The sequence below is a fragment of the Verrucomicrobiota bacterium genome (genome assembly GCA_016871535.1).
Taxonomy (GTDB): domain Bacteria; phylum Verrucomicrobiota; class Verrucomicrobiia; order Limisphaerales; family SIBE01; genus VHCZ01.
This window is the reverse complement of sequence record VHCZ01000063.1, coordinates 1-26,547: the sequence shown is the minus strand read 5'-3', so window position 1 is coordinate 26,547 and position 26,547 is coordinate 1. Positions and strand designations below refer to the sequence as shown.

21 protein-coding genes and 2 pseudogenes are annotated in these 26,547 nt (G+C 59.3%); 13 read left to right on the top strand and 10 right to left on the bottom strand.

The features are described 5' to 3' along the window. Positions 1–378: 378 nt before the first annotated feature. The 4 genes from FJ398_10805 to FJ398_10790 form a co-directional block, all read right to left on the bottom strand. Positions 379–2,814, bottom strand: a complete 2,436-nt coding sequence (locus FJ398_10805) for a hypothetical protein (protein ID MBM3838436.1) — start codon at positions 2,812–2,814, stop codon at positions 379–381. Then, positions 2,772–4,388, bottom strand: coding sequence for an L-aspartate oxidase (gene nadB / locus FJ398_10800; protein ID MBM3838435.1), 1,617 nt, complete (start codon positions 4,386–4,388; stop codon positions 2,772–2,774). The genes FJ398_10805 and nadB overlap by 43 nt, the downstream gene beginning before the upstream one ends. A 166-nt stretch (positions 4,389–4,554) precedes the next feature. Further along, complete coding sequence (locus tag FJ398_10795; GenBank protein MBM3838434.1) at positions 4,555–5,421, bottom strand: pantoate--beta-alanine ligase; 867 nt, start codon at positions 5,419–5,421, stop codon at positions 4,555–4,557. A 62-nt stretch (positions 5,422–5,483) separates the two neighbouring features. Further along, the gene (locus FJ398_10790; protein ID MBM3838433.1) at positions 5,484–5,822 is read right to left on the bottom strand and encodes a glutaredoxin; all 339 of its coding nucleotides are present in this window, start codon (positions 5,820–5,822) and stop codon (positions 5,484–5,486) included. 193 nt (positions 5,823–6,015) lie between these two features. Between FJ398_10790 and FJ398_10785 the strand changes: the two genes are divergently transcribed. The 3 genes from FJ398_10785 (at position 6,016) to FJ398_10775 (ending at position 10,225) form a co-directional block, all read left to right on the top strand. Next, positions 6,016–7,146, top strand: a complete 1,131-nt coding sequence (locus tag FJ398_10785) for a glycerate kinase (protein MBM3838432.1) — start codon at positions 6,016–6,018, stop codon at positions 7,144–7,146. Between the two features lie 1,383 nt (positions 7,147–8,529). Next, a complete protein-coding gene (locus FJ398_10780; protein MBM3838431.1) occupies positions 8,530–9,057 on the top strand; it encodes a hypothetical protein in 528 nt (175 codons plus the stop codon). A 4-nt stretch (positions 9,058–9,061) separates the two neighbouring features. Beyond that, positions 9,062–10,225, top strand: a complete 1,164-nt coding sequence (locus FJ398_10775; GenBank protein MBM3838430.1) for a M23 family metallopeptidase — start codon at positions 9,062–9,064, stop codon at positions 10,223–10,225. Between the two features lie 404 nt (positions 10,226–10,629). Here FJ398_10775 and FJ398_10770 read toward each other — a convergent pair whose 3' ends face one another. Next, on the bottom strand, positions 10,630–11,514 hold the full coding sequence (locus tag FJ398_10770; GenBank protein ID MBM3838429.1) for a tetratricopeptide repeat protein: 885 nt from the start codon (positions 11,512–11,514) through the stop codon (positions 10,630–10,632). Between the two features lie 247 nt (positions 11,515–11,761). On the opposite strand from FJ398_10770, the gene FJ398_10765 reads away from it, so the two are divergent. The 6 genes from FJ398_10765 (at position 11,762) to FJ398_10740 (ending at position 18,422) form a co-directional block, all read left to right on the top strand. Beyond that, positions 11,762–15,214, top strand: coding sequence for a DUF1553 domain-containing protein (locus tag FJ398_10765; GenBank protein MBM3838428.1), 3,453 nt, complete (start codon positions 11,762–11,764; stop codon positions 15,212–15,214). A gap of 24 nt (positions 15,215–15,238) precedes the next feature. Continuing rightward, positions 15,239–16,399: a Gfo/Idh/MocA family oxidoreductase gene (locus FJ398_10760; GenBank protein ID MBM3838427.1), complete on the top strand. Its 1,161-nt coding sequence runs from the start codon at positions 15,239–15,241 to the stop codon at positions 16,397–16,399. 12 nt (positions 16,400–16,411) lie between these two features. Then, entirely contained in the window at positions 16,412–16,891 is a 480-nt protein-coding gene (locus FJ398_10755; protein ID MBM3838426.1) for a Uma2 family endonuclease, read from the top strand. A gap of 2 nt (positions 16,892–16,893) precedes the next feature. Continuing rightward, entirely contained in the window at positions 16,894–17,808 is a 915-nt protein-coding gene (locus FJ398_10750; GenBank protein ID MBM3838425.1) for a sugar phosphate isomerase/epimerase, read from the top strand. Positions 17,809–17,874: 66 nt separating this feature from the next. Beyond that, positions 17,875–18,057, top strand: a complete 183-nt coding sequence (locus FJ398_10745) for a DUF4160 domain-containing protein (protein ID MBM3838424.1) — start codon at positions 17,875–17,877, stop codon at positions 18,055–18,057. 77 nt (positions 18,058–18,134) lie between these two features. Continuing rightward, positions 18,135–18,422, top strand: coding sequence for a DUF2442 domain-containing protein (locus FJ398_10740; protein ID MBM3838423.1), 288 nt, complete (start codon positions 18,135–18,137; stop codon positions 18,420–18,422). A 45-nt stretch (positions 18,423–18,467) separates the two neighbouring features. Here the strand turns inward: FJ398_10740 and FJ398_10735 are convergent, their stop codons facing one another. The 4 genes and pseudogenes from FJ398_10735 to FJ398_10720 all read right to left on the bottom strand — a co-directional run bounded on the left by FJ398_10735 (position 18,468) and on the right by FJ398_10720 (position 21,608). Further along, positions 18,468–19,838 carry an aspartate aminotransferase family protein gene (locus FJ398_10735; GenBank protein ID MBM3838422.1) on the bottom strand — a complete coding sequence of 457 codons (1,371 nt, stop codon included), beginning with the start codon at positions 19,836–19,838 and terminating at the stop codon, positions 18,468–18,470. A 21-nt stretch (positions 19,839–19,859) separates the two neighbouring features. After that, a pseudogene (locus tag FJ398_10730) lies at positions 19,860–20,072 on the bottom strand (type II toxin-antitoxin system HicB family antitoxin). Position 20,073: 1 nt separating this feature from the next. Next, positions 20,074–20,295, bottom strand: coding sequence for a type II toxin-antitoxin system HicA family toxin (locus tag FJ398_10725; protein ID MBM3838421.1), 222 nt, complete (start codon positions 20,293–20,295; stop codon positions 20,074–20,076). A gap of 29 nt (positions 20,296–20,324) precedes the next feature. Then, entirely contained in the window at positions 20,325–21,608 is a 1,284-nt protein-coding gene (locus FJ398_10720) for a Gfo/Idh/MocA family oxidoreductase (protein MBM3838420.1), read from the bottom strand. Positions 21,609–22,091: 483 nt separating this feature from the next. Between FJ398_10720 and FJ398_10715 the strand changes: the two genes are divergently transcribed. The 3 genes from FJ398_10715 (at position 22,092) to FJ398_10705 (ending at position 25,979) form a co-directional block, all read left to right on the top strand. Next, positions 22,092–23,168 (top strand): beta-lactamase family protein, encoded by a 1,077-nt coding sequence (locus FJ398_10715; protein MBM3838419.1) that lies wholly within the window; start codon positions 22,092–22,094, stop codon positions 23,166–23,168. A gap of 35 nt (positions 23,169–23,203) precedes the next feature. Then, positions 23,204–24,547 carry a phosphodiester glycosidase family protein gene (locus tag FJ398_10710; protein ID MBM3838418.1) on the top strand — a complete coding sequence of 448 codons (1,344 nt, stop codon included), beginning with the start codon at positions 23,204–23,206 and terminating at the stop codon, positions 24,545–24,547. A gap of 265 nt (positions 24,548–24,812) precedes the next feature. Further along, positions 24,813–25,979 carry a phosphodiester glycosidase family protein gene (locus FJ398_10705; GenBank protein MBM3838417.1) on the top strand — a complete coding sequence of 389 codons (1,167 nt, stop codon included), beginning with the start codon at positions 24,813–24,815 and terminating at the stop codon, positions 25,977–25,979. Between the two features lie 5 nt (positions 25,980–25,984). On the opposite strand, the pseudogene FJ398_10700 reads toward FJ398_10705, so the two are convergent. Beyond that, a pseudogene (locus FJ398_10700) lies at positions 25,985–26,363 on the bottom strand (clan AA aspartic protease). Positions 26,364–26,366: 3 nt separating this feature from the next. Between FJ398_10700 and FJ398_10695 the strand changes: the two are divergent. Next, the coding region (locus FJ398_10695; GenBank protein ID MBM3838416.1) for a hypothetical protein at positions 26,367–26,547 on the top strand (181 nt) is incomplete at its 3' end.

Below are 26,547 nucleotides of genomic sequence, written 5' to 3'. Positions count from 1 at the left end.
CATATCCCGAAGTGGATCTGTAAGGAGCAAGCAACGAAGTCTGGCGAAAAAGAACTGCCGCCCTTCGGGTTGCGCCGAATTTTGCCTGGGGCTGCGTTGCTCCTCGGTCACAGCCCCACTGGCGGGGATGCTCGCTCGTCGCGCCTTGCCCCAGGCCAAATTGGGCGCAACGAACGTGAGCGTATTTATGAAACGGACCACTAAGGAGCGGGCCACAGCGTTGAAGAGAAGTTTCAGGACTAATATAGCAGCAAAGAAGACTTTGGCTATCAGGGCCGTCCCTAATTTTTTTTAAGGGAATCATGGACCTGTCAGGTGATTCCTGCCTGTCCGGCAGGCGACTTGCCAAACGCCGCCGCGCACCGCTTCACTCGGTTCTCACGGTCCTGCGTTCTCCTCCGGCAAGGGAAAGCGAACGGCTCGAAAAAATCGCGCGGGCGCTGCCGCAATATCCACATCGTTCAATTCAATCGTCGTGCCTGAGGTCAGATTCCTGCTGAGGAGAGTAGCCCAATCCGCGAAGTTGGTCGAAGCCTGGATTTCGTAACGGTAGCCCGGACGCCCGGTCATCCGGAGTTGGATCTTGCCGCTCGGCACGAAAGCGGCATTGAGCCAGGGCTGTGTTTGGTCGGAGGCATCCGAGCCAAACAACTCCAGACGAAGATCCTTTACCTGACCGGCCAGGGCGGCGCGGAGGTCTGTGAACTGGATGCGCCATTGGCCTTGCGAGGTTTCTCCCCAGTTTGCCACGGACGTGAAGGACCATCCGGGGTAATCGGCATTCTGGTCCGCGTGCCGCTCTGCGAGCCGGCTGCGCGTCCCCTGCGCTGAAATCAGCGTGATCGCCAAATCCCCGCGCCTCGAATGCAGGAGGGTCACGGTGACGACGGCGTGTTCGACTCGCAATGCGGGAGAACGCCGGAAGTCGAAGACCAGCGACGTGCCGTTTGGATCGTTATCCGGAATCGACAGCGCCAGGTTGGTGCGTTCCTGGAATTGGCTGATCTGGGGGCCGAGGTTCATCCAGTTTGTCGCCATCGTGACGGCCGCGCTCGCGTTGACCAAGCCGCCGCCATACTTGTGATTGAAGCGCAGACCGGCTCCATTCGTGACCCAGTCCGAATCGAAGGGATCAACCTGAGTGGCGGAGCGCATCAGGAGTTCTTTCACGTCGCGCCAGCCCAGATTTGGGTTTGCTTCCAGGACGAGCGCCACGACGCCGGAGACCATCGCCGAGGCCGCCGACGTTCCGCCGAAATACCGCGTGTAACTCGTGTCCGTCAAATCGTCGCCGACCGGGACATAATTCAAGCCGTCGTCGCCGATCAGGTCGGCGGTCGCGATTCCTTCCTGCGCGGAGCTCTCGCCGACATTGGAGGGCGCCGTGACGACGACACAAGCGCCGGGCTCGCTGTAAGCGGCCTGTTTGCCGAGGTCGTTGATCGCGGCCACGGGAAAAACGTGCATCGAATTGGCGTAGGCGTCGTAATTCACATCATCCTGCACTTCCCGGCCATTGCCGCCGGACCACACAAGGATGGTTCCTTTGCCGTTGCGTCCATTCCGGACCGCATTTTCTCTGGCCGCGCGCATGAGCGGTCCCGGCCCGTCCAAATTGCGTCCGTCGTCCTCTGCGCCCCAACTGTTGTTGCTGACGTGGATGACGCGATTGCTGTGCAGGATCGCCGACGCGCTTTGCTCATCCGTCTGCACGAAACCGCCCACCAGGCGGATGCTCACGAGCGCCGCCTCATAAGCGACTCCCGCGACACCCAAAGAATTATTCCCGCGCGCCGCGGCCACGCCGGCGACGGCGGTGCCGTGGAAATCATCCGTGCCGCCGGGGCTCGCGTCCTTGTCGTTGTCGCGGTAGTCATGGTGAAGATTGGATTGAGCATTGGGAGCGATGTCGGGATGAGCCAACTGCAACCCGTCATCAACGATCGCGATGTTCACGCCCCGGCCATGATACCGCTCCCAGGCGCTGAGGATGTTCAAGTCGATGCCCGGTTTGCCGCGCGATTGGCCGGTATTCAAGAGAAACCATTGGTCGGGAAAATACCGGTCGTTCGGCAGAATCTTCTTGGCCAGCTTGCGCCCGAGAATCGGATTGGCCGCCAGAACGCCGTCTGTCTTGCGAAGAGCTGCGGTCAAGCTCAAGGTCTCCGAGGGGGCGCCGGCCTCGGCAACAAAATAACCTGGCGCGTAGTCCACGGGATAGATCGCCGACGCGCCTGGGGTCTGCGCGACAAGGGCCGCGTCAACGCCGTCCGCCAGGCGGAGCAAAATCTTTCGCGTCATCACACGTCGTGTCGTGTCGGTTCGAGGGGCGTTCATCTCATAAAGAACCGGCGCCGTCTGGGCGGCGACCTGGACAAGTTTGTGTTGCACATGCAACACAAACTTGTCTGCGGCAAATCCGGTTTGATCGCGGGGAATCTCCGAGTTCGACTCCGTCCCGCAGTCAGTTTTTACGACCTGTTCCACGCCGCCCGGCCAGCGAAGGCAAACTTCGTTTGTGGCGATCACAAATCGCCGGCGATAACCTCCGTCATCGATCTCGATAGATGACGCGGGGAATTGAGTGTCCGCGCGGAGCAACGGCGAACAGAGCGCGGTGAGGAGCATGAGGACGGGAAATCGGCCCCTGAACCTGGTAGGGCGAGTCCGTCCCGGCGAGCCGCTCGACGTGCGTGGAACGCGTCCGACTCGGCTCGTTGGGGACAGGCTCGCCCTACCGTCAGGCTCCTGGGAAGCGTCGGGCATGATCGTCAGTCCAGTTGCTTGCGAAGAATCGTGTCGCGCTGGGCCCATTCGAGATGCGGGTTCGGGGAATCCAGGTTGTAATGCAGGCCGCGGCTTTCGGGCCGTTGCAGCGCGCACTGGATGATCAGCTCGGCGGTCGTCGCAATATTGCGCAATTCGAGCAGATCGCTTGTGACCACGAAATCCCAGTAGTATTCCTGAATTTCAGCCTGGAGGTTTTCGATCCTTTTCCGCGCGCGTTGCAGCCGTTTGTTGGTGCGGACGATCCCCACGTAATCCCACATCAAACGCCGGATTTCGTCCCAGATGTGCGAGACCACCACCATTTCATCCGCGTCGGCCGCCTCGCCCGATTGCCAATCCGGAATGGCGCAATCCACCGGCGGCAGGCGACTCACCGTCACCTGTTGCGCCACGCGATGGGCGCACACCAGCGCTTCCAGGAGCGAATTGCTGGCCAACCGATTGGCGCCGTGCAGACCCGTGCATGCCACCTCGCCGACGGCGTAAAGCCCGGCGATTTCGGTCTCGCCGTTCACGGACGTCAAGACTCCGCCGCATTGATAGTGGGCGGCCGGCACGACCGGGATCGGCTCTTTGGTGATGTCGATCCCGTAATCCAGGCAGGTTTTGTAAATATTCGGAAAGCGGTCCATGGTGAACCGCGCGGTTTTGTGGGTGATGTCGAGCAGCACGTAATCCGCGCCGCTGCGCTTCATCTCGCTGTCGATGGCACGCGCCACCACGTCTCGATGCGCCAGCGATTTGAGGGGGTGATAAGCGTCCATGAACTCCACCCCTTCCAGCGTCTTCAACACGCCGCCTTCTCCGCGCACGGCCTCGCTGATGAGAAATGACTTCGCCTTCGGATGATACAGGCAGGTGGGGTGAAACTGAACGAACTCCATGTTCGCGACCGCGGCGCCCGCCCGATACGCCATGGCAACGCCGTCTCCCGTCGCGATATCCGGATTGGTCGTGTAAAGATAAACTTTGCCGCAACCGCCGGTCGCCAGCAGCACTAGGCGCGCCTTGAAAGTGATCACGCGCTCGTTCTTCTTGTCGAAAACATAGGCGCCGAGGCAGCGGTTCGGGCCTCCCAAACCGAATTTATGACTCGTGATCAGGTCAATCGCCACGTGATCCTCCAGGATCTCGATGTTGGGCTGATCGGCTGCGGCGGCCAACAGCGCTTTCTCGACCTCCCGTCCCGTGACGTCCTTGGCGTGGAGGATTCGGCGTTTGGAATGCCCGCCTTCCTTGCCGAGATCGAGTTCCTTGGCGCCTCGGGATCGCGGGATTTCGCGCTCGGAAAACTTCATTCCCAGCGCGATCAAGTCGGCGATGCGGGCCGGGCCTTCTTGAATGATCGTACGGACGACTTCCTCATTGCAGAGGCCCCCTCCGGCCTCCAGCGTGTCGCGCACGTGCATCTCGAAGGAATCCTCCTTGGATGTCACCGCCGCAATTCCGCCTTGCGCGTAGTTGGTGTTTGATTCCGCGCGATGTTTCTTGGTGACAATGCAAACGCGCCCGTGCGGGGCGACGTTCAAAGCGAACGTCAGGCCGGCGATGCCGCTGCCCAACACCAGAAAATCGCACTGCTTTCGGTCAGTTTGCATAGAGGTGTTAGGTGTTATCGCGGCGGAGAAAACCTTTCCCAATCCAGGGTTACGCTCGCGAAAAACGCGGGCCAAATCCCTACCAGGAGGAAACGGAGGCAACAGAGACAGAAACTCTGTTTTCTCAGTTGCCTCCTGTTAAGGACTCGAACCATGAATTTGTCGATCACAACTGGGCGTTGTCGATCAAACGCGTTTTCCCCACGAAGACCGCGAGCGCCATCCGAACGCCGCGGCCAACCTGCGGCGCCGGCTCCAGGCTGTTCGGATCAAAAAACTCGACGTAATCGACCCGCGCCGCCGGCTGCCGTTGAATAAACCGAATGACTTCCCCGCGCAACCGCGAAGCGGCCACAAGTGTTCGCGAGGCAGCGGCCTTCTTTTGCGCCAATTGGATCGCTTGCCGCAAAACGATCGCCTGCCGGCGCTCGTCAGGAGACAGATACTTGTTCCGCGAACTTAGAGCCAGGCCATCGGCCTCGCGGACGATTGGCGCCAGGACGATTTTCACCAGGAAATTCAAGTCGCGCACCATCCGCTGGATCACGGCAGCTTGCTGAAAATCCTTGGCGCCAAATACCGCGATATCTGGCCGGACGATGTTGAACAGTTTCGCCACGACCGTCGTCACGCCTTTGAAGTGAGTCGGCCGAGACGCCCCTTCCATGCGCCGGCTCAAACGCTCTTCGATGACAAACGTGCTGAACGCTTCGTCCGTGGAATTCGGATACATCTCGCGATCCTTTGGCACGAAGAGCACATCGACGCCCGCCGCGCGGCACCGCTTCGTGTCGCGGGCCAGGTCGCGGGGATAGCGCGCGAAATCTTCACCGGGACCAAACTGGGTTGGATTGACGTAGATGCTGACCACGACACGACCCTTGCGCCCAATCTTGCGGCGCGCTTGTTTCACCAGGCTGATGTGGCCACCGTGCAGGTAACCCATCGTCGGCACAAGAGCAGAGGGCTTGCCCTCTCGCCGCCAACGCCGCGCCAGGTGCTGCATCCGTCTAACAGATGTCACGATGCGCATAGGCCAAAAAGCAACAAGCCGTGAAGAGCGACTCTTCACGGCCTGAGAAGTTGCGCAAAGAATCACCGACGAAAATGGATCGTCGCCGGGCCGGACGATTCGTGCGCGCACGGGGCGTTGGTTGGCGCTTCGGGGGGGCGTTGATTCCACGCCACCAGGTTGCTGGCCAGCAAGTAAGCTTCGACTTCTTCTCCGCTGACATCCGCGAGCACATGGCCGTTCACCTCCACGCAGGGGCTGAGCATCTGGCCGCTCTTTTCAATCATCTCCTGGCGTTGTGTCGGGTCGTTGATGATGTCCCGGTCTTCGTAGGGCAAATCGTATTTTCGCAGAATGGCGCGCACTCCCTGGCTCCAACCGCACTGGGGCTTCAAGTAAGCGATAATCTTCGGTTTGTTCATAGTCGTCATTGATCACTAAACTGCCATACGAGTGAGGTTTGGCAATACTTTCCTGCGTAAAGCATAAAACGTGAAGCGTAATCGATGGGTGTTCTGGTCCAGTTTCACGTTTTACGTTTTACGCCTGACGCGTTAGTTCTCCGCGCCTGAAAATCGCGTGCGATGGCCCGCACCAATTTGCTAACGTGAAGCCATGCCCAACCGTGTCCTGATCGTCCCCGACAAATTCAAAGGCACGTTGACCGCGCACGCGGCCGCACAGGCGATCGCCGAAGGCTGGCGCGAATCGCGTCCGAACGACGCTTTGGAACTCCTGCCGATGAGCGATGGCGGCGACGGGTTTGGCGAGGTCATGAGCGCCTTGATCTCCGCCGAACCGCGCATAGTTCAAACCTGCGATGCCGCTCACCGACCTCATCAGGCCAAGTGGTGGTCGGACCCGAAAAGCGACACCGCGATTATCGAGTCGGCGAATGTGATTGGACTGGCTCTGTTGCCTCCTCGGAAGCACCACCCGTTCGAGATGGATACCGCCGGCTTGGGGGCAGTTGTTACGGCGGCGGATTTGGCAGGCGCTCGCCGGCTTGTGCTGGGAATCGGCGGGAGTGCCACCAATGACGGCGGGTTCGGGTTGGCGCGAGCGTTGGGATGGTCGTTTCTCGACAAGGCGGGCCGTGCCATTGAACGCTGGGTTTCGTTGGATTCCCTCGAACAAATTGACCCACCGAAGGCTTGGGTCTCCTTGCCGGAAATCCGTGTCGCTGTAGATGTGCAGAATCCTCTCTTGGGACCGATCGGCGCGAGCCGGATTTATGGGCCGCAGAAAGGCTTGCGCCCCGATGATATGCCTCGCGCGGAGAACTGCCTCGAACGCCTGGCAGAGATTTGTGCACGAGATTTGCGGCTGGCGCCTGCGTCCTCTCCTGGCGATGGCGCCGCCGGAGGTCTCGGGTTCGGTCTGAGGTGTTTTTTGAAGGGACACCTGGAGTCCGGGTTCGAACTCTTTGCACATTACGCGCGATTGCAGAAGCGAATCGAATCAGCTCAACTGGTGATCACGGGCGAAGGCGCAATCGACGACTCGACTTTGATGGGCAAGGGGGTCGGCGAGATCGCGAAACTCTGTCACAGGAAAAACGTTCCCTGCCTGGGACTCGCTGGAACGCTGGGTGGCGACCTGCGGGATTCCCGTTCCGCCGAGCCGTTTCATTACGTGCAGGGGATCACGCCGACACTGACCGATGCGGACGGAGCCAAACGGGAGGCCGCCTTGTGGTTGCGGCGGCTTGCTGCTGAAGCAGCCCGATGCTGGCCGACCGGTTGAAGCATCGTGAAACGAGCGAACAATCGAACAATCGAACATTGGACTTTGCACCGACGTTGTTTGGTTGCAGGCAATGGATGGAAGTCAGTCCTTCGAAACAACTGTCCCCGCCCGGCCTTGCGGCCGAGCAGGGACAAAATTGGGGGATGGGAGTGCGCCACGCTCTCTTTCCCGGGCTGGCATTAGGCGCCAAATTGGCTGCCAGCTTCCCGACGCCATTCTCCACGGCAAGCGGAGTTTGCCGGCCTCATAGCAGGGCCGTCCAGAGCCTTGCGGCTGCTGGATTATTGAGTGAGGCCTCTTAGCTCGCTTGGGCTGATGGTTGCGCCACCGGCTTGCGAACCAGCTCAAGACACGACTGTGATTTCAGGTCCGCGTCTTGACCATTTAGCGCTGGGTCGGCCACCGCTTTTGGCAGTGCGTTGGCCCAGTGCCACGGGTCTGGCCTCTTAACTCTCAGGCTGCCTTTTTGCTCACAGGTCAGCGGTGCCGTTTTTAGCATCGCCGACTTCTCAGAAGGTTTTGAGAGGTCCTGCCTAGACCTCATGACCTTCCCGGACCGAACGCCCTCTTTGTCCTGCCTTTCGGCATCTTTTTTTGGCGAATCTCCGTTTTGAGACCGCCAGAGCGTTTGCTCCGTGCTGGAACGCAGTAGCAACCGTGTACCCTTTGGGTAACTGCGACTTGCTCAAGTCCGAAACCAACCTGAGCTACCTGACTCGACTCGAAGCGGCTTCTCATCGCTTCTTATCGCCCAGTTCCTATTCGCGTTGCTTACGGCGCGCGAACGCCGTCAGAAGAACCGGTGAATCCTGCCTCCTCTGTCCAGGCCTTTCGGCCTGAACTAAGGAGGGGCCAAGCCAACCAGCTTGCCTTAGCCTTTCCCCAGTCACCTGGGATCATCTTGAGAAGACCAACTGCAACTTTTGGGTTACCGCTGTGCTTCTCTGTTCTTTCAATGAACGATTGCGAGCATAGCTACTTTCGCTGATTTCACAATGAATTCTTGTCCACAACTTATTAACTGAAGCGGCGCGATTCGCGAATTGACAAAAGCCGCGTCAACACGGCCTCCGAGCGAGGTCAGCGGCCGGCTCGGACAAGCGTGTTTCGCGGCGAAAAACGCGCGGTGAATAACTTCGAGCTGCCGCGGCCTTTTCGCACGCCGCCGTACGCAAAAAAGCCACCGCAAACGGTGGCCTTGATGGATGGGGATTTGTGCTGCGCGGGTTAGGCGCCGGGCGCGGCGGCCTTCGGCCGCTTGGCCGCCGTCTTCTTGCGTTTGAGATAAGCCCGCCGGCGTTTTCGTTTTTCCAGTTTATTATATTGCTTGCTCATGTCACTTTCTCCGCTGCAAATTCAGCGTCCTGATTTCGGCGAACTATGATGATCGGAACCCGTTCAATCAATCTCTATTTGCTCGCGGCCTCGCTGGCGTGCTGCGGTGGATGTGAAACGACCGGCAGCGCGAAGAAAGGCAAAGAAGGTTCGACGCTCCGGCTGCATCTGGAGGTTAACCCGGACGGATCGGCCCGCAATTCCACGGCCTCAGTGTTTCGCGAAAAGCCATTCCTCGTGACGATCAACCGCGAACCCTTTCTCACCGAGATCGACCTGGAGTCGGCGGAGGTTGTGAAGGCCGATGCTTACGGCGGATTTGCCATTCGCGCGCAATTCAACCGCCATGGCGCCTTGCTTTTGGAGAACGTGACGACGGTAAACCGCGGCCGCCGCGTCGCCATTCATAGTCAGTTTACCGAGTCCCGCTGGCTCGCCGCGCCGCTGATCCGGCAGCGCATCACCGACGGGACGATGGTCTTTACGCCGGATGCGACGGAAGAAGAAGCAAAGCGGATTGTTCGCGGCCTCACCAACCTGATCGCAGAAGTAAAGAAGCGGTCGAGGTTCTGATCTTATGGCGGGTCCGGGCCGTAGTGATTCACTTGCGCAAAAGGCAACGAAGCGAACAAAGGCTTGCTGGCCAAGGTGGACCGTTTTCACACTCGTTGGCGTTGAGCAGCGGAACAGGAGAGCTTGGAAGCCAATCCCGCCTTGGCCTGATCTTCGTTTTCTTCGTTGGCTTCTGTTAGCATTCCTAGGGCTAAGCTGGCCCGCAGCCGCTTCACTCGCGCAGCCGTTTCGTTTCCCCACCGCCAACCGCGAACTGTTGAACTCCGGAAGCGAAGAACGATTCTTCGTTGGCACCGTCGGCAAACCCTGGACCAGCGGGATGTTCGGCTGCGTTCGCACGGACGGCCAGCAATTTCACGAAGGGATTGACATCCGGTGTCTCCAGCGCGATCGCCAGGGCGAGCCGACGGACCCGGTCCTTGCCACGGCCAACGGCACGGTCGTTTATGTGAATCACAAACCGGGACTCTCGAATTACGGACGGTACATCGTGATCCAGCATCTGGTCGAGGGTCTGGAAATCTATTCGGTTTATGCGCACCTCCGGGAGATAGCGCCCGCGGTTGAGCCTGGCAAAAAGGTCCAAGCCGGAGCGCCCATCGCGGTCATGGGCCGCTCGACCAACACACGCCAGGGGATTTCCAAAGAGCGCGCGCACGTCCATTTCGAGCTCAATTTGCTGCTCAACGAACGCTTCGAAGCCTGGCGGCAGAAAAACTTGCCCGATCAACGCAACGACCACGGCCAATGGAATGGACATAACCTGCGCGGAATCGATCCGCGCCTGATCTTCCTGGCGCAGGAACAGGAGAAGGACCAATTCCAGTTGCTCGAGTTTCTGCGGCAGCAAAAGGAACTGTGCCGCGTGGTGGTTCGGGACACATCCTTTCCCTGGCTTCACCGTTACACCAGTCTTATCCGCCGCAATCCGATCGCTGACCGCGAGGGCGCCGCCGCGTACGAAGTTGCGCTCAACTTCTCCGGGCTGCCGTTCCAACTGATTCCCCGCGCAAGCCGGGAAATCACCGGCTCGGCCCGAATACAACTGCTTTCCGTCAACGAAGACGAACAAGCCCGGCAGCCTTGCGGTCATCTCTTGGTTAAGCGGAACGGACGCTGGGAATTGACCGTTGGCGGCATTCGATTGTTGGATCTGCTTACCTTCTGACCTCACGGTTGCCCTCAGAGGTGTCCGGCTAGCTGACTGGAGACGCCGGTATGCTCGACTCAAATCGACTGCTGTGCCCCGCGCGACTCTCGCCAGGCTAGGCGGCTAGGCTGGACGTTTGGTCCAGGAACGGCCTGGCTCGACGAAATCCGACTCAGTTTGCCCTGATTATGGGAACGTTGATTGACATCACCTTGACTAACTGGATGGCCCGAGTCCTGGCCGAGAGCGAAGCCGAATTTGGAACAGGCCACTGGCCTGTTGCGGCAGGCTGCCAGCCTGCCGCAATTTTCGGCGGCAAGTTGCCGCCGAAAACGGGCTGGTAGCCCGTTCCACCCATTTTCAAAAACACGCTCTTAGTTCCGTCGCGTCCGCCCACGAATCTCCTTTCTCATCGCCTGCGCTCACTTTCCATTCATCCACGCCTCCCAGCGGAGCTTGGCGTGGACTCTCGCGACGTCGCCCATGTAATGATCGGCGGGGAATTCGTCCGTCGCCTTGAGGATATGCAGCTTGGCGAGTTTGTTGTCTCCCGTCGCTTCGTAGAACAATCCAAGATAGAGGTGCGCGTAAAACAGGCGTTGCGTGAGTTCTTCAGGTGAAGGTTTGCCCGCCTTCGCCGCGGCCAACACGCGCTCGGCGGATCCTTTGCCGGCGAACAACGCGAACACTTCCATCATTGGCACCCGCGCGTCGCCTTCGATTTTGATCAGCGATTCGCGGGCCTTCTTCGCATCGGCGCTTCGAGCGACGCAGAGGAAATGCCAGACAGCGTTTTCGACGTCGTTCGGATTAACCGTTTGGTGCAACTCGAACTGCTTGCGTCCTTCCTCATAGCGCCCGGCGTAGTAATAGGAAATGCCGCGCTGCCAGTGATGTGCGGCCTGGGAAGGATTCAGTTGAATGTAGCGGTCGAAGTCCGCAATCGACTCCTGCGCGCGTCCGAGTTTGAACTGAGCCACGCCGCGCAGTTGGTAAATCTCCTTCGCGTTCCGATCGCTTTGAAGCACCTGGCTGTAGTCGGCCACAGCCTTTTCGTATTGCTTCAAAGCATCGTGCAGCCGGCCGCGAAACAGATAGGCCTTCGCATTTTTTGGGTCGGCTTCGACAGCTTTTTGGGCGAAGGCAAGCGCCTTTTCCTGTTCGCCTCGGCTAAAGGCGGACTGGGCCTGGCTTAGAAGTTCCCCGACCTGGCTCTCGGCGGCGTCCAAACGGAAAACAACCAACGATCCAAGAATCAAACACAAGCCAAGACCATCCGGGAAAAAGAATCCGCCTCGAGATTTCATGCCGGGAGTATGGCTCACGGCAACAGCGCAAGGCAAGACGCGGCTGTCAACGCGCCTCTCGCATTTTCGGAAGGAATGTACCGCGGATTTCGCTGATGGGCGCGGATCAGATGCAGGCAGCACTTCAGCGTCTGGTTCTTATCCGCGACATCCGCGTAATCCGCGGTAGGTTGGTCTGCGGTTCCAACCCGCAAAAATTCAGTTTTTCGGCGAGGCGAGGCGGGCTACAGTGGCAGGCGAATCTACGATGCGCGCCCTTCGCCATGTCATCCGGAGTCTCAGCCTGAGCCTCGCTCTGCCCCTGGCAGATCATAACCTGGGCGCTGCGCCTGGCCTCCCTGGATTAGAAATTTCCAATCTCCAATCTCCAATCTCCAATTCAACCGCGGCCACGCAACACTGGGCTTTTCAGCCTCCGAGGGATTCCCCGCTTCCTGAGGTCAAGGACTCGCGCTGGCCCAAAACGCCTATCGATTTTTTCATTTTGGCCAAACTGGAACAGAACGAGCTCCGGCCCTCGCCGCCCGCCGACAAGCGAACTCTAATTCGCCGCGCCGCGTTTGATCTCCTGGGTTTGCCGCCGGCTCCGGAAGAAGTGGACGCGTTCCTGGCGGATCGGTCGCCGGACGCCTTCGCGATGGTCGTGGACCGCTGGCTCGCCTCTGCGCGATACGGCGAACGTTGGGGGCGTTACTGGCTGGACGTCGCCCGCTATGCCGACACCAAGGGCTACGTTTATGGTGACCGCGAAGAACCGCGCTTCGTCCATTCCTATGTTTATCGCGACTGGGTCATCCGCGCGTTCAACCAAGACATGCCTTACGATGAATTCTTGCTCAAGCAGATCGCCGCAGACCACCTTCTCTCCACTTTCAACTCAAACCCCGAAACTCAAACCCCGAAACTCGAAACTCGGAACCCCGACCTCGCTGCCCTGGGATTCCTCACGCTGGGCCGCCGGTTCCTCGGCGTGATCCACGACATCATCGACGATCGGATCGACGTGTTGATGCGCGGCACGCAGGCCCTCACGGTCGCCTGTGCCCGTTGCCACGATCACAAGTTCGATCCCATCCCGACCAAAGATTACTACGCGCTCTATGGCGTGTTCGCGTCGTGCACGGAGAAAATGCTGCCTCTTTCCGCGGCGAATCGCGCGAACCCGGCCTCGGTTGATTTTGAGAAAGGCTTGAATGAACGCGTCGAGAAATATGAACAGACGATGCGGCAGAAACGCGAGGAATTCTCCAATCGCTTCCGAACCAACGTCACCGAGTACCTCGTCGCCGTGCTCGACGTCAAAAAGCTCCCCACGGAGGAGCACTACGAAATTCGAGGCCCCAATGACCTCAATCCAACGGTCGCACGAGCCTGGGAAAGTTACCTGGCGCAGACGAAACGGGAGTTTCATCCCGTCTTTGCTCCCTGGCACGCTCTTGTGGCGTTGCCCGCCGAGGACTTTGCCACGAACGCGGCTGGAAAACTGGCTGAACTGACCATAAGCGCTTCCAGCAGTCCGTCACGCTTGACTGCGGTCCACGCCCTTTCCCCTCACCCTGGCCCTCTCCCTCAGGGAGAGGGAACAACGGCGCCAGTTCCTCGTTTGAATCAGAACACTCAACAACTCCCTCCGCAGAGATCAACACTCCCTCTCCCCCAGGGAGAGGGCCGGGGTGAGGGGGAACGCGCTGCAAACAAAACCAATAATTTGGATTTGCCAGTCGCGCCCAATTCCGCGCGACCGCTCAACGGGTTGATTGTCGAGACCCTCACCAACAAGCCATTGCATTCTATGCGGGACGTTGCAGAGCGTTACGGAAAGCTCCTCCTCGCGGTTCATCAGCGATGGCAGGAAACCTTGCAGAACGCTGCCACGAACAAGACGCAGCCTCCCCGCGCCTTGCCCGGCCAAAGTCAGGAACAGCTTCGCCAGGTACTCTATGGCTCCAGTGCGCCCGTCCATATCCCCGTCCTGGCCGCCGCGGACCTCGAATGGTATTTCGATGAGCCCACCCGCGTGCAACTCATGAAGCTGCATGCGGAGATCGAGCGCTGGATTATCCGCTCTCCTGGCGCGCCTCCCTATTCTGTCGTGTTGGAAGACCGGCCCAATCCAAAGAACTCGCGCGTCTTTGTCCGAGGCAATCCGGCGAACAAAGGAGAGGAAGCGCCCCGGCAATTCCTGGAAGTGCTCTCGCGCGGAACACTCCATCCTTTCGCGAAGGGAAGCGGGCGCCTCGAACTGGCGCGAGCCATTGCCAGCAGGGACAATCCGCTGACCGCGCGCGTGATGGTGAACCGAATCTGGCTTCACCACTTCGGCGCCGGCCTCGTGCGCACGCCCAGTGACTTCGGAACGCGCAGCGAACCGCCCAGCCATCCGGAGCTTCTGGATTGGTTGGCTTGTGACTTCATGAACGAGGATTGGTCGCTCAAGAGATTGCACCGGTTGATCATGCTTTCGAGCGTGTATCAGCAGGCTTCTCAGTCATCAGTATTCAGTGATCAGTATTCAGTTGGACAGAAGGCAGAAGGGAACCCTACTGATTACTCCGATCACACAGACGGATCAGCCCGCACACTCATGCGCGCCGCCGCCGTGGATCCGGAGAACCGCTTGCTCGGTCGAATGAACCGGCACCGGCTCGACTTCGAAGCGTTGCGCGACTCGCTGTTCGCCGTGACCGGCGAACTGGAAACCAAAGCAGGCGGACCGCCGGCCGATTTGTTCAAACCGCCATTCAGCCCGCGCCGCTCGGTCTATGGCCTCATTGACCGCCAGTTTCTCCCCGGCGTTTACCGCGTTTTTGATTTCGCGAATCCCGACCTGCACAACCCGCAAAGGCCCGAGACGACGGTGCCGCAGCAAGCGCTCTTCTTTATGAACAGCCCGTTCGTTGTGGAACGCGCCCGATCTCTTGTGCAGCGGCTTGACCTGACTCGAGAACACGACCTCGCGGAGCGCGTGCAAAAGCTTTACCGAACCGTGTACCAACGGTCCGCCACGGCCGAAGACGTGGAAGGCGTGATCGAGTTCCTTAAGACGGCCGATTCACTTCCACCCTACCAACCGCCGCCCCCTCCGGTTCCAGTCTGGTTCTACGGCCACGGCACGTTCGATGAGGACGCCGGACGCGTGACGCGCTTCACTCCGCTGCCCCATTTCACGGGCGACGCCTGGCAAGGCGGCGCGAATTGGCCTGATGCGAACCTCGGATGGGTCCGATTGACTGCAGACGGCGGCCACCCCGGGAATGATCTCGAACACGCGGCGATTCGCCGATGGATCGCGCCGTTTAACGCGACGGTTTCGGTCGCAGGAACCCTCAAGCACGACCATGAAAAAGGCGACGGCGTGCGTGCTCGCGTGGTCTCAAACCGCCTTGGCGCGCTCGGAAGCTGGACCGTTCACAAGAACAAGGCCGAGACCAAAATCGAATCCGTCCAGGTCGAGGCAGGCGACACGCTCGACTTCGTGGTGGACTATAACGCCAATTTGAACAGCGACGACTTTGCCTGGAGTCCCGTTATCAAAGTGGCGGGCGGAGCAACGGGCACGGCCGGAGACGATTCCCAGAAGGAATGGAACGCGAAGAAAGATTTCAGTGGCCCGCCGCCCATCCCTCCCAAGCCTCTGACGCCTTGGGAGCAACTTGCCCAAGTGCTCTTGCTCTCGAACGAATTTGTCTTTGTGGATTGAGAATCGATTTTCTATCCTGGCCGCATGAAGAAAGTGCGTCTTGGGATTATTGGCCTGGGCAATATCGGAAAACACCATGCCGAGTACCTGTTGGCCGGGAAGGTGACCCGTTGTGAATTGACCGCGGCGAGCGACGTGTTTCCCCAGAGTCTGGAGCGATACAAAGGGCGAATCCCAAAACTGTTCACCGAAGGCGAAGATTTGATTCGGTCGGGCGACGCCGACGCCGTGGTCATTGCCACGCCGCATTACCAGCACACGACGCTGGGCATCGCGGCGCTCAACACCGGCTTGCACGCGATGGTCGAAAAACCGATTTCAGCGCACAAAGCCGACGCCGAACGCTTGATCGCCACGGGCCAGAAACATCCCAAACAAGTTTTCGCGGGCATGTTCCAGCTCCGGGTTGAACCGCGTTACGTCAAGATTCGGAAACTGATTCAAGCGGGCGAGCTCGGCGAGATCGTCCGCATCAACTGGATCATTTCGGATTGGTTCCGCACGGAAGCCTATTACGCGAGCGGCGGCTGGCGCGCGACCTGGAAGGGCGAAGGCGGCGGCGTGCTGATCAACCAATGCCTGCACCAACTCGACATGCTGCAATGGCTCTGTGGAATGCCAGCGCGCGTGCGCGGCTTTTGCCAGTTGGGCCGCTACCACAACGTCGAGGTGGAGGACGATATCACCTGTTATCTCGAATGGGGGAACAAGGCCACGGGCGTTTTCGTGTCGTCCACCGGTGAAGCGCCCGGGAGCAACCGTTTTGAAATCGCCGGCACGCGCGGCAAAATCGTGGTCGAGAACAACAAGATCACCTTCACCCGAAACGAAGTGGACATGATCGAATTCAGCAAGACCTGCAAGGTCGGTTTCGCCAAGCCGGACGTGTGGGTCGCGGACATCCCGTTCGAGAATGCCGCGAACCCCCACGCCATCTTGATGCAGAATTTCGTCGATGCCATTCTCGACGGCGCGCCGTTGATCGCGCCGGGGGGTGACGGACTCCAATCCATCGAGCTGGCGAATGTCATGCTTTACTCGTCGCTGTTGGGTGAAACGGTGCAGCTACCCATGAACAGCGCGGCTTACGAGAAGAAACTCAACCAGTTGATCGCCGGGTCGAAGCACGAAAAGAAAGTCGTCGAGGTCGTCGGAGAGGATTTTACGAAATCGTTCAATCGATAAGGATTATCACGTATGACGTGGAAGGAATTGTGCCTGGACCGGCGCTTTTGGGATTTGCCGTTCAAAATCGAACTCAACGGCCAGGGCCAAATCATTATGAGCCCCACTCACAACTACCACGGATATTTCGCGTTTCGGATTGGCGAATTATTCCGAAAACACCTGCCTCAAGGCGAAGTGATCGTGGAGTGTGCGGTCGAGACCAGCGATGGGACGAAGGAAGCGGCTGTCGCCTGGGCCTCGCGGCGAAGATGGGCAAAAATCTGTGACGAATACAGCGCTTCCATCGCGCCCGAAATCTGCGTCGAAGTCATGTCACTCCACAATCGTCGCGCAGAATTGGTGTCTAAGAAAGATCTATATCTGAAAGCCGGCGCGCGCGAGTACTGGATTTGCGACAAGGATGGCCGACTGGAGTTTTTCGATGCCAGCGGCCAGCTCTCGCGCTCGAAGTTTGCGCCGAAATTCCAAACCCAGATCAAAAAGAAGTAATCATGCACCTGATGGGCATTGGTGACGAAGGCGCGAACACGATCGACGGACAGATTCGCGCGACGAAAGAACTAGGCTGGCGCCACATCGAAATGCGCGGCGTGGAAGTGCCCGGCTTTCCCAAAGCCAACCTGCACGACATTCCAGACGCGGCCTTCGACGCCGTCGAGCGCAAGCTCAAGGACGCGGGCGTCGGCATTTACTGCTTTGGCTCCACCATCATGAACTGGGCGAAGACGGTCGAGACGCCGTTCGATGTGACGCTCGCGGAAGTCAAACGCGCCATCCCGCGCATGCAGCGGCTGGACACGAAATTCATCCGCGTCATGAGCTTCAAACCGAAGGATGACGAGGATCGCATCCCGCCCGCGGTGTTCGAGCGGGTCCGCGAAGTCACGAAGATGTTTCTCGACGCGGGCCTCCAGCCGGTCCACGAGAACTGCATGAACTATGGCGGCATGAGCTGGCAGCACGCGCACGAGTTGCTGGACAAAGTGCCCGGCCTCAAGTGGGTCTTCGACACCGCCAACCCTATCTTCAACCCGGAGCGTTCCAAACCCAAACCGTGGCCCAAGCAAGATCCGTGGGAATTCTGGACGCACGTGCGCGACCACACTGTTCATATCCACGTCAAAGATGCGACCTGGAATCCCGCGAAGAACGACGCCGACTACAATTTCCCCGGCCAAGGCCAGGGTCGAGTCCGCGACATTCTCAAGGACGCTTTCGCGCACGGATACGACGCCGGGATCAGCATCGAGCCTCACATGGTCGTGGTTTTCCACGACGCGCAATCGAAGGCCAGCAACGAAGACGCGATGCGCGCCAATTACGTCGAATACGGGCGGCGGCTGGAAAAGCTGATCAATGAAGGGAAAGACGAGTTGGTGGCGAGAAAAGCACAAAAGAACCTCTGATACTGATTGAAATGCAGCGGTGAGCCACGACTTGCCTGGCTGATATGCACGCCATAGGGTGGCGTGGTGCCGACGATCCTGAGGGAGAACGGTTACCGTATCGGATTCTACAGTTCGGAACCCGATGAACCTGTTCATGTGCATGTGCAAAAGGCGGGAAGCGAGGCGAAGTTCTGGCTGGCGCCTGTGCAGTTGAGTTCTTTTGAGCCCTCCGCACGCTTGCCGAAGGCACACGTTGAGTTGGAATAAGGGATTTCGCGAGACCCAATTGCGTGCCATCGTGCGTATTTTGGAAAAACACGAAGCCATACTGATCGAGGCCTGGAATGAAACAGAATAATACTCCTCTACCCGACGTCATCGCAGTCAAGCTCACGAAGGACCGATTGGCGTTCGATCTTGAAGATGGCAGAACCGTGAGCGTGCCGCTGGCCTTCTACCCCACACTTATGCTGGCCGCGCCGCGAGAACGCGCCCGTTACGAGATTTGCCATTCCTTGGTCTATTGGCCGGCTCTCGACTGCGACATTAGTTCAGAGTGTCTTCTCCGCGGCCGGGAAGCGCGCAGATTTGCGCGAAGAGCGCGGCGACGCGTTCAACGTACCGCGGCATGACCAAGTCCGAGATGCTCGCTTCCTCGCATCGCGAGTGTGACTAGCTCACCCCTGCACCGCTTCTTCAGTCGCATCTTGCAGCACAGCCAATCCCTCCTCTAGCGCGTCGCGCGGAATTGTGAGTGGCGGCGCAATCTTGACCGTCTGCCCCCACGCGCCGACCGGCGCGAAGAAGAGCAAACCCTTCCAAAAACAGCCTTCAATGATGGCGTGCGCGAGATCGTGGTCCGGTTCTTTTGTCCCGCGCTTCACGATTTGCATGCCGCCCACCAGACCGCGCGCGGTGACATGGCCGATGACTTCGGGGTGTTTCGCCTGGATTCGTTTCAGGCCGTCGAGCAACGGCTTTTCCAGGCGCGCCGCGTTCGCCGTCAGATTCTCTTTCACGATTTTCTTGACGCTGGCCAGCGCGGCGGCGCAACAGACGGGATTGCCCGTGTGCGTGCTGGTCATCGAGCCGGGCGGGAATTGGTCCATCACTTCGGGCCGGCCAATGACCGCCGAGAGCGGGAGCGAACTGCTGATGCCTTTGCCGCAGCAAATGAGGTCCGGCACGACACCATAATGCTCGAAGGCCCAAAATTTGCCGGTGCGCCCAAAGCCCGCCTGCACTTCGTCAAAGATCAGAACTGCCTGGTGCCGTTTGCAAAAGTCCGCCATGGCTCGGATGTATTCGACCGGCGCGAAGTCCGGCCCGACACCTTGATACGTCTCCAGCATCACCCCGGCGACGTGATCCGGCTCAAGCCCCTTCATCTTCAGCGCGCGCAGAAACGTGTCGAAGCTGGTGTCCGTTTGCCAGTAGCCGTCGGGGAACGGCGCGTTGAGGATCGCCGGGTCCTCATTCACGATCCACGATTTTTGCCCCGCCATGCCGCCGGCCTGTTGCGCGCCCAGCGTGCGGCCATGAAAGCCGCGTTCATAACCGACCAGGCCGATCTTTCGTTTGCCGCCGACCTTGATGCCATGCGCTCGCGCCAGCTTCAGGGCGCACTCGGTTGCTTCCGAACCGGTCGTGAGCAAGAAAACTTTTTTGAGTGGATCGGGGGCCAGGCTGGCGAGGTATTCCGTCAGTGTCGCGCGTTCTTCACTGGGAAAGCAGTAATTGTGCAGCAGACCGCTGTTGACTTGGTCGATGATCGCCTGGCGAATTTCCGCCGGCCCGTGTCCGGCATTGGTCACGAGAACGCCGCAGCTCCAGTCGAGCCATTTGTTGCCGTATTTATCATAGACGAAAATGTCTTCAGCTTTGTCCCAGACGATGGGGGGCTGTCCGCGCATGGAGATGGGTTCGAACTGGCGAAGCTTCTCAAGCGTGGCCACGGAGTCCGGGTGCGGCAATGGCGTGACGACGCGGCGGTATTTGGTTTCAACGCGCGGCACTTCGCGCGGCGTGATGCTGAATTCTTTGCCCATATTGTGACTCAGCGGCCGCTTTCACGCATAAATCGCCGGCCGATAGGCTGGTTTCGGAATGCGCTGTTTGTGGGCGCGGGCGCTCGCAAGCCAGGCTTTCTTTGCAGTCTGAACTTCCCGAAGCGCTTGTGCCGGCGTCTCGCCACGGGCGGAGCAGAACTTCAAGTCAGGGATGTCCGCAATCCAGCAATTGTCTTCTTCACTTCAAAACAGATTTATGTGGTAGTCGCTCATTTCAGTCCCGCAACCTTAAGCCGTTTTGCTCTACCAATTCAAGCAGTTGGCGCACCTGGCAGAACTTCGCCTGTCCGTTGCGGTCGGGTTGAAGGTTCAGCATCAGACCTTGGGCCTGCCGGTAAATATGATGGCTGCCGATCACGCGGTCACGTCGGAACCCGAACGCTTCAGCCAGGCGGCAGACTTCTTCAAACCGGACGTTGCGCGAGCCGTCGAGGATATTTTCGTGAACCTTCCGCGGTCTCGTCCTTAAATCGGTTTGTCATAAACCTGGCAAAACACGCCCTTCGGGGCTTCGCCGACGCGATTGGGATCCACAATCGTAATGCCATCCGGACCGAAGCGCGCGGTCACGGTCGCGCCTTTGCCTTCCTGGAGATATTTGAAGTTGAGATCCCGCACGATCCGCGCGGCGTGGAGGATGGCCACGGTGATTCGGCCTTCCTCAGCGGTCGGATAAATGTCGGCCACGGCGTCGAGCGATTCCTTCAGGAACTTCATCCGGCACATCGCGACCAACCCGACCGTGATGCTATCGACGCCGTAGCCGATGTAAGCGCGCGAGCCGCCGGGTCGCGTCACATCGCGGGTGAAATGATTGTTGGACGTCCGGCTCCCACCGCCTTTGTTCCACCAACGGAAGCCTCGGTATTGCTGGTCGCTCTCAACCTTGCCGTCCGCGCCGACGATTTCGTGGCCCTGGTTCACGGGCCCTTCAAAGTCGGGCGGCGTGATCCAGTTGTTGTGGAAATTGATGCTCATGCCGTTGGCAAAATCGACGCGCACTTGCACGGCGTCGTAAGCGTTGATGCCGTCGCGCACCAACCGCTTCTTCTGGCCGACGGCGGTCAGCGAGACCGGTTTGCTCTTGTAATAGTGATAAATCAAATCGACCCAATGCGGCCCGACGTAGCTGAACGGGTCGCTTTGCTCGACCCACTTGAACGTGCTGGTGGAAACTTCCAGCGGTTCCTCCAGGAACGCGGTGCCGTAAAGCGGCTCTCCGATCCGCCGGGCAATGTCGTTTCGGACGCGGAGATGATCCGGGTCGTAGCGTTTGTGCATATCGACCGCGACCACGCGTTGTTTGGCTCGTGCCAGATCAATGATTTGATCGGCCTCAGCCGTGTCCAGGCACATCGGCTTCTCAGTGATCACATGAGCGCCGGCGTTGAGCGCGGACAAGATCACGGGCGTGTGCAAATGGTCTGGCGTGGCCACGGCCACGACGTCCAGGTCTGGAAAGCCCTGCAAGACTTCGGTCCAGGGCGTCTCGCCAAAGCATGCCTTGGGCGCGTGTCCGGTCCATTCCTTGAAGTGGTTTCGCGCCAGTTCGGCCGACTTTTGCGAACGCGTCGCGACGGCGGCCAGTTCAAATCTTACGGCGGCGAAGTCGCGCGACCATCGATCCAAACCGACGCGGGCGAGTTGGCCGCTGATACCATAGCGCTGCAAATCGGCGTAAGCGCGCAGATGCACGTCGCCGCCGAACATACCGGCGCCAATCAGGGCGATTCGTATGGTGGGTTCCATAAACGAGTAAAACGTAAAACGTAATTCGTAATTACTTACGTTTTACGTTTTACGAATCACGCGACTCTGCCGCTACACCAAAGACGGAGTGTGTATAGCTCACTCCGGCGCGATGCAAAACCTTTTTGCAATTTGAACGGTCTTGCACGATTACTTGCCCAACGCACGTCTAAAATGCGCACCCCGGATCACAGGATGGCAGCGACACTCAAGCGCCTCTCTTTCGGAAAGGGCAACATTAACCACGGATGGACACGGATAAACACGGATAAACGCCGAGGTCCGTTTTTGACAATCAGAACCCCGACCGGCGATTTCTGGCGTCGGACTACAAAGGCCCTGCTTTTTCGATCCATCTGTGTTCATCCGTGTTCATCCGTAATTGGTATTGAATTCCTGCGGTATGGATTGGGAGCAGTGCTGGCTCTTTTGTCCTTTCCGTGTCTCGCGGCCGCCCCGCTCGATCCAGCCAAGCTCGCGCAAATGGACGCGGCGATCGAGCGTGCGATTGCGGATCGGCAGTTGCCGGGGGGCGTGCTCTGGGTCGAGCATAACGGCACGAGCTACCATAAGGCGTTCGGCCAGCGCGCGCTGGTCCCCAAGCTCGAGCCCATGACCGAAGACACGATTTTTGACGTCGCGTCGATGACCAAGGTGCTGGCGACGGCTCCAGCATTGATGATTCTCGCGGAACGCGGGAAGCTCAAACTGGACGAACCTGTAGCGACATACCTGCCGGGATTTGAAGGCGGAGGGAAGGAAACCATCACGTTGCGGCATTTGCTGACGCACATGTCCGGGTTCAATACCCGCTTGAGCCGCGACCCGGATTGGTCGGATCACGAAAGGGCGTTCGCGTTGATTGGGAGAGAACGCCCTCCCGATCCGCCCGGAACGGTCTGCCGTTATAGCGACATCAATTTCATCATTCTTGGCGAAGTCATCCGACGCGTCTCTGGCGAGATGCTGGAAGAGGTCGCGTCGCGGGAAATCTTCGAGCCTCTCAAGATGAAGGACACCCGTTTCCTGCCGCCAGCCGCATGGTTACCCCGGATCGCGCCGACCGAGCGGAGCGGGCGCGAAGTGTTGCGGGGCAAAGTTCACGATCCCAAAGCGCGGCGCATGGGCGGGGTGGCCGGTCACGCCGGAGTTTTTACCACTGCATCGGACGTGGCCCGGTTTGCGCGGATGATGTTGAACGGCGGCGAACTCGATGGCGTGCGCGTGTTGAAGCCCGAATCGGTGAAACTGATGACCCGAGTGCAGACTCCAGCGTCGATTCAAGCCCGGCGCGGGCTCGGTTGGGACATCGACTCCGCTTACAGCCGTCCTCGCGGAGACGTGTTTCCGATTGGCTCCTACGGGCACACGGGGTTTACCGGAGCGTGTTTGTGGATCGATCCGTTCTCCAAAACCTTTTGGATGCTGCTGTCCAATCGAGTCCATCCGGAGCCTTCGGGGAACATTTACGCGCTCCAAAAGAGCCTGGCGACCTTGGCCGCCCAGGCCGTGACGGATTTCGATTTTCAGAATGTGCCCGGAACTGCTCAAGTTCCTTGAGTTCGCAACCGCAAATCTGGTATTCCATCGCAGCCATGAGCCGACCGAGTCGCGTTTATCAAAGGCATCTTGCCCTGTTGTCCGCCCGCTCCATGAGGTTTCGCGAGTTGTTGATTGAGCATGCCAGTGTGCCGGAGTGTCGGGGTATCGGAGCATCGGCGTGGCGAAGCGCGACCCAATCCCCGAGACCCCGAGACCCCGAGACCCCGATACGGAATTCGTCGTGTAATCCGTGGCTGCTCTGGTGTCGGCTCGTGTGCGCCGCGCTCTCCTTGACCGCGAGCCTGGTGACCGTTGTCGCTGCGCCAGCGGAGGCCGGGCGAGGATACACTTACAAGAACGATCAGGGACGAAACCTGTCGGTTCATGTGCTTCAAGTGGATCGCAAGCGCGCCGACCTCGAACTGGTGACCACGCTTTCGCAGAATCAGATTCTCGGACTGGGACCGCTCACGGAACAGATTCGAACCATCCACCCTGGACGCGGCCGGCCGCTCGCCGCGATCAATGGAGATTTCTTTTCCGAGAGAGGTCCTTACCCAGGCGATCCACGAGGACTGCAAATCATGGAGGGTGAGCTGGTCAGCGCTCCGGACGCGGACGCTTGTTTCTGGATCGACACGAACAAACAGCCCCGAATTGGCGTGGCGCTGTCACAACTCAAAGTGCTCTGGCCGTCGGGCAGCTCGACTCCTCTAGGACTCAACGAGGATCGGCGCCTGAACGGCGCTGTGCTTTACACGCCTCGCTTTGGATCCTCCACCTACGCCAGTGGGGGCCGGGAATTGGTCCTGGAACGCGACGGACAAAGCCCCTGGCTGCCCCTCCGAGCGGGCCTGACCTATTCGGCTCGTGTGCGCGAGATTCGGGAAACGGGCAACACGCGATTAAGCCGCGACATTATGGTGATTTCGCTGGCCCCGCACATTGCCGCTCGGATTCAGGTCCCGGCTGTGGGAAGCACCCTCAGGCTTTCGATGGCTACCACGCCTGACCTGAAGGGCGTGCAGACGGCTCTGGGGGGCGGACCGCAACTTGTGCGCGCGGGAGAAGTCCAGTCCATCAGCCAATCCTTTTTCGACCATCGCTCACATCAACGCCACCCACGAACTGCCATTGGCTGGAACTCGAAATACTTTTTCCTTGTCGCCGTCGATGGCCGGCAGCCTGGGTTGTCGATGGGCATGTCATTGCCAGAGCTGGCCGCCTATATGGCCAGGCAAGGTTGCGAGGAAGCGCTGAATCTTGACGGCGGCGGCTCGGTCGAGTTTTGGCTCGAAGGCAATATTCTGAACAGCCCATGCTATGGTTACGAGCGGCCCACGGCCAATGCGCTCGTCCTGGTACAGACTGAGAAAGAAAAAGGGCAAGGCCAGTGAGGCATGAAACTTTGGGCGCACATGGACAAAACACCAACGGTACGCCTGGCGACGTAGCGCAGATTTGTAATCTGCCGTATCGCGGAATTGCATTCCGCAGGCTCCAGACCGGCTCGATCGCCTTGGAACCGAAGGGCGCGCCGCCGATTGCAAATCGGCGATACAGCAGAGTTCAACTCTGCGCTACAGCGGAAATGTCAAGACGCGCCTCGCAACTTTGGGCGTGGCCAAGTGTTCTTGAAGCAGCAGCGGCGAATGAGCGACCATGAATTCTTGCTATTTGTTTAAGAAGGGCGCCCGGCGAACGGCTGGGTCGCTGGCGATCCTGATTTCCGCATCGTTCCTTGGCGAAGGCACGCTCCGCGGAGATTCCTCCAGCCGCACCAACGCGAGACTTCCCCACGGCTTCGCCTATCACCACGACGAAATCCCCGACGGTCCCTGGTCCGTTCACATCGTGAAAGTGGACCGAGCGAATCCGGACCTGGAGCTGCAAACCACGCTGCCGAACGGCAACCAGATCGGCCTGGCCACACTCAGCGAGCAAGTCAAAGCCACGGCGCCGCGGCTCGGACGTCCTGTGGCGGCGATCAATGGCGATTACTACAACAAGACCCGCCCCTATGTCGGCGACCCGAAAGGTCTGCAAATTCTCGACGGCGAACTGATCAGCGGGCCGTGCGACTGGACCTGCCTCTGGACTGACGCGGCGGGCCATCCGCACATGACGAATGTCGCGTCGCACTTTGAAGTCACCTGGCCCCATGGCACGCGAACGCCGTTTGGCCTCAACGAAGACCGGCCACGCAACGCCGCCGTGCTCTACACCGCTGCGATTGGCCCATCGACCCGGACGAGCGGCGGGCGCGACCTGGTGTTGGAACGAAACGGGACGAACGACTGGTTGCCCCTTCGCATCGGACAATCTTACTCGGCGCGGGTCCGCGAGGTGCGCCCAGGCGGAGGCGCCCCGTTGACCAAAGACACGATGGTCTTGTCGCTCGGCCGCCAACTCGAAGCGCGCGCCGAAAGCGTGGCTCCCGGAACCGTTCTGAAGATTTCGACCGCCACAATGCCGAACCTCAAGGGCGCGAGAATGGCGATCGGCGGCGGGCCACCCATCGTCCGCGACGGGAAGGATATTGCCCGCACGGAAATGTACGTTCGGCACCCGCGCGCCGCGATTGGGTGGAACGACGATTACTTCTTCCTGGTCGAAGTGGACGGCCGGCAGCGGCGTTTGTCCGTTGGGATGACCTTGCCCGAATTGGCCAATTACATGATCAAGCTCGGCTGCAAAGAAGCGCTGAACCTCGACGGCGGCGGTTCCGCGACTTTTTGGGTTTACGGGCAGTTGATGAACAGCCCCTCCGAAGGCCGGGAACGCGGCATGGCGAACGCCCTCATGCTGATTCAGAAGGAGAAGAGATAGCCGGGTCATTTCGCCGGGAGCGCTTCGATCGTCACCGAACCGCCCACGACCACGTCGATTTCGAGCCGATGGCCAATATATTAACCTCATTCCAACCAAGGCGTCAGTCTCCGACGAGTTCACTTCCACTTCGATGATTTGCTTATCCCACAACACGGTCGCAAGATAGACATCGAACAGCCGAATACTCCCGTCACCGAGGATGCCTGGCTCGCGACAAATCCACTCCAAACCGAGTTGTTCGATCGTGCTTGCTGGCAAAGTCAAGAAGCCTGTGAAACCCGTGTCCACAATTGCGTTGACCTCGACCTGACGCCCCGAGCTTCCTTGGACCCGGAATTGGACCCTCGCTTCCCGCAATGTGTTAACCGACCCAATGATCATTCGATGAGCGCTGACCCCTCTGGCCGAAACGGTACACGCCGGGATAGCCGATCCGTAAGAGCGTGTCCGAAAATTCCGCGGGGTCCTGTTTTCGCGCCAAAGGCCGGATGGCGAGGCGCAACGAAGGAGAATATCCTCCCTGGATCTTCGACTGAGGAGCAACGAAGCCAGGCGGCCTTTGGCG

Excerpts from the sequence above, each read along its gene's own strand:
- FJ398_10805 (MBM3838436.1), bottom strand. The coding sequence starts at position 2,814 with ATGGGCCCAGCGCGACACGATTCTTCGCAAGCAACTGGACTGACGATC.
- nadB (MBM3838435.1), bottom strand. The coding sequence starts at position 4,388 with ATGCAAACTGACCGAAAGCAGTGCGATTTTCTGGTGTTGGGCAGCGGC.
- FJ398_10795 (MBM3838434.1), bottom strand. The coding sequence starts at position 5,421 with ATGCGCATCGTGACATCTGTTAGACGGATGCAGCACCTGGCGCGGCGT.
- FJ398_10790 (MBM3838433.1), bottom strand. The coding sequence starts at position 5,822 with ATGAACAAACCGAAGATTATCGCTTACTTGAAGCCCCAGTGCGGTTGG.
- FJ398_10785 (MBM3838432.1), top strand. The coding sequence starts at position 6,016 with ATGCCCAACCGTGTCCTGATCGTCCCCGACAAATTCAAAGGCACGTTG.
- FJ398_10780 (MBM3838431.1), top strand. The coding sequence starts at position 8,530 with ATGATGATCGGAACCCGTTCAATCAATCTCTATTTGCTCGCGGCCTCG.
- FJ398_10775 (MBM3838430.1), top strand. The coding sequence starts at position 9,062 with ATGGCGGGTCCGGGCCGTAGTGATTCACTTGCGCAAAAGGCAACGAAG.
- FJ398_10770 (MBM3838429.1), bottom strand. The coding sequence starts at position 11,514 with ATGAAATCTCGAGGCGGATTCTTTTTCCCGGATGGTCTTGGCTTGTGT.
- FJ398_10765 (MBM3838428.1), top strand. The coding sequence starts at position 11,762 with ATGCGCGCCCTTCGCCATGTCATCCGGAGTCTCAGCCTGAGCCTCGCT.
- FJ398_10760 (MBM3838427.1), top strand. The coding sequence starts at position 15,239 with ATGAAGAAAGTGCGTCTTGGGATTATTGGCCTGGGCAATATCGGAAAA.
- FJ398_10755 (MBM3838426.1), top strand. The coding sequence starts at position 16,412 with ATGACGTGGAAGGAATTGTGCCTGGACCGGCGCTTTTGGGATTTGCCG.
- FJ398_10750 (MBM3838425.1), top strand. The coding sequence starts at position 16,894 with ATGCACCTGATGGGCATTGGTGACGAAGGCGCGAACACGATCGACGGA.
- FJ398_10740 (MBM3838423.1), top strand. The coding sequence starts at position 18,135 with ATGAAACAGAATAATACTCCTCTACCCGACGTCATCGCAGTCAAGCTC.
- FJ398_10735 (MBM3838422.1), bottom strand. The coding sequence starts at position 19,838 with ATGGGCAAAGAATTCAGCATCACGCCGCGCGAAGTGCCGCGCGTTGAA.
- FJ398_10720 (MBM3838420.1), bottom strand. The coding sequence starts at position 21,608 with ATGGAACCCACCATACGAATCGCCCTGATTGGCGCCGGTATGTTCGGC.
- FJ398_10715 (MBM3838419.1), top strand. The coding sequence starts at position 22,092 with ATGGACGCGGCGATCGAGCGTGCGATTGCGGATCGGCAGTTGCCGGGG.
- FJ398_10710 (MBM3838418.1), top strand. The coding sequence starts at position 23,204 with ATGAGCCGACCGAGTCGCGTTTATCAAAGGCATCTTGCCCTGTTGTCC.
- FJ398_10705 (MBM3838417.1), top strand. The coding sequence starts at position 24,813 with ATGAATTCTTGCTATTTGTTTAAGAAGGGCGCCCGGCGAACGGCTGGG.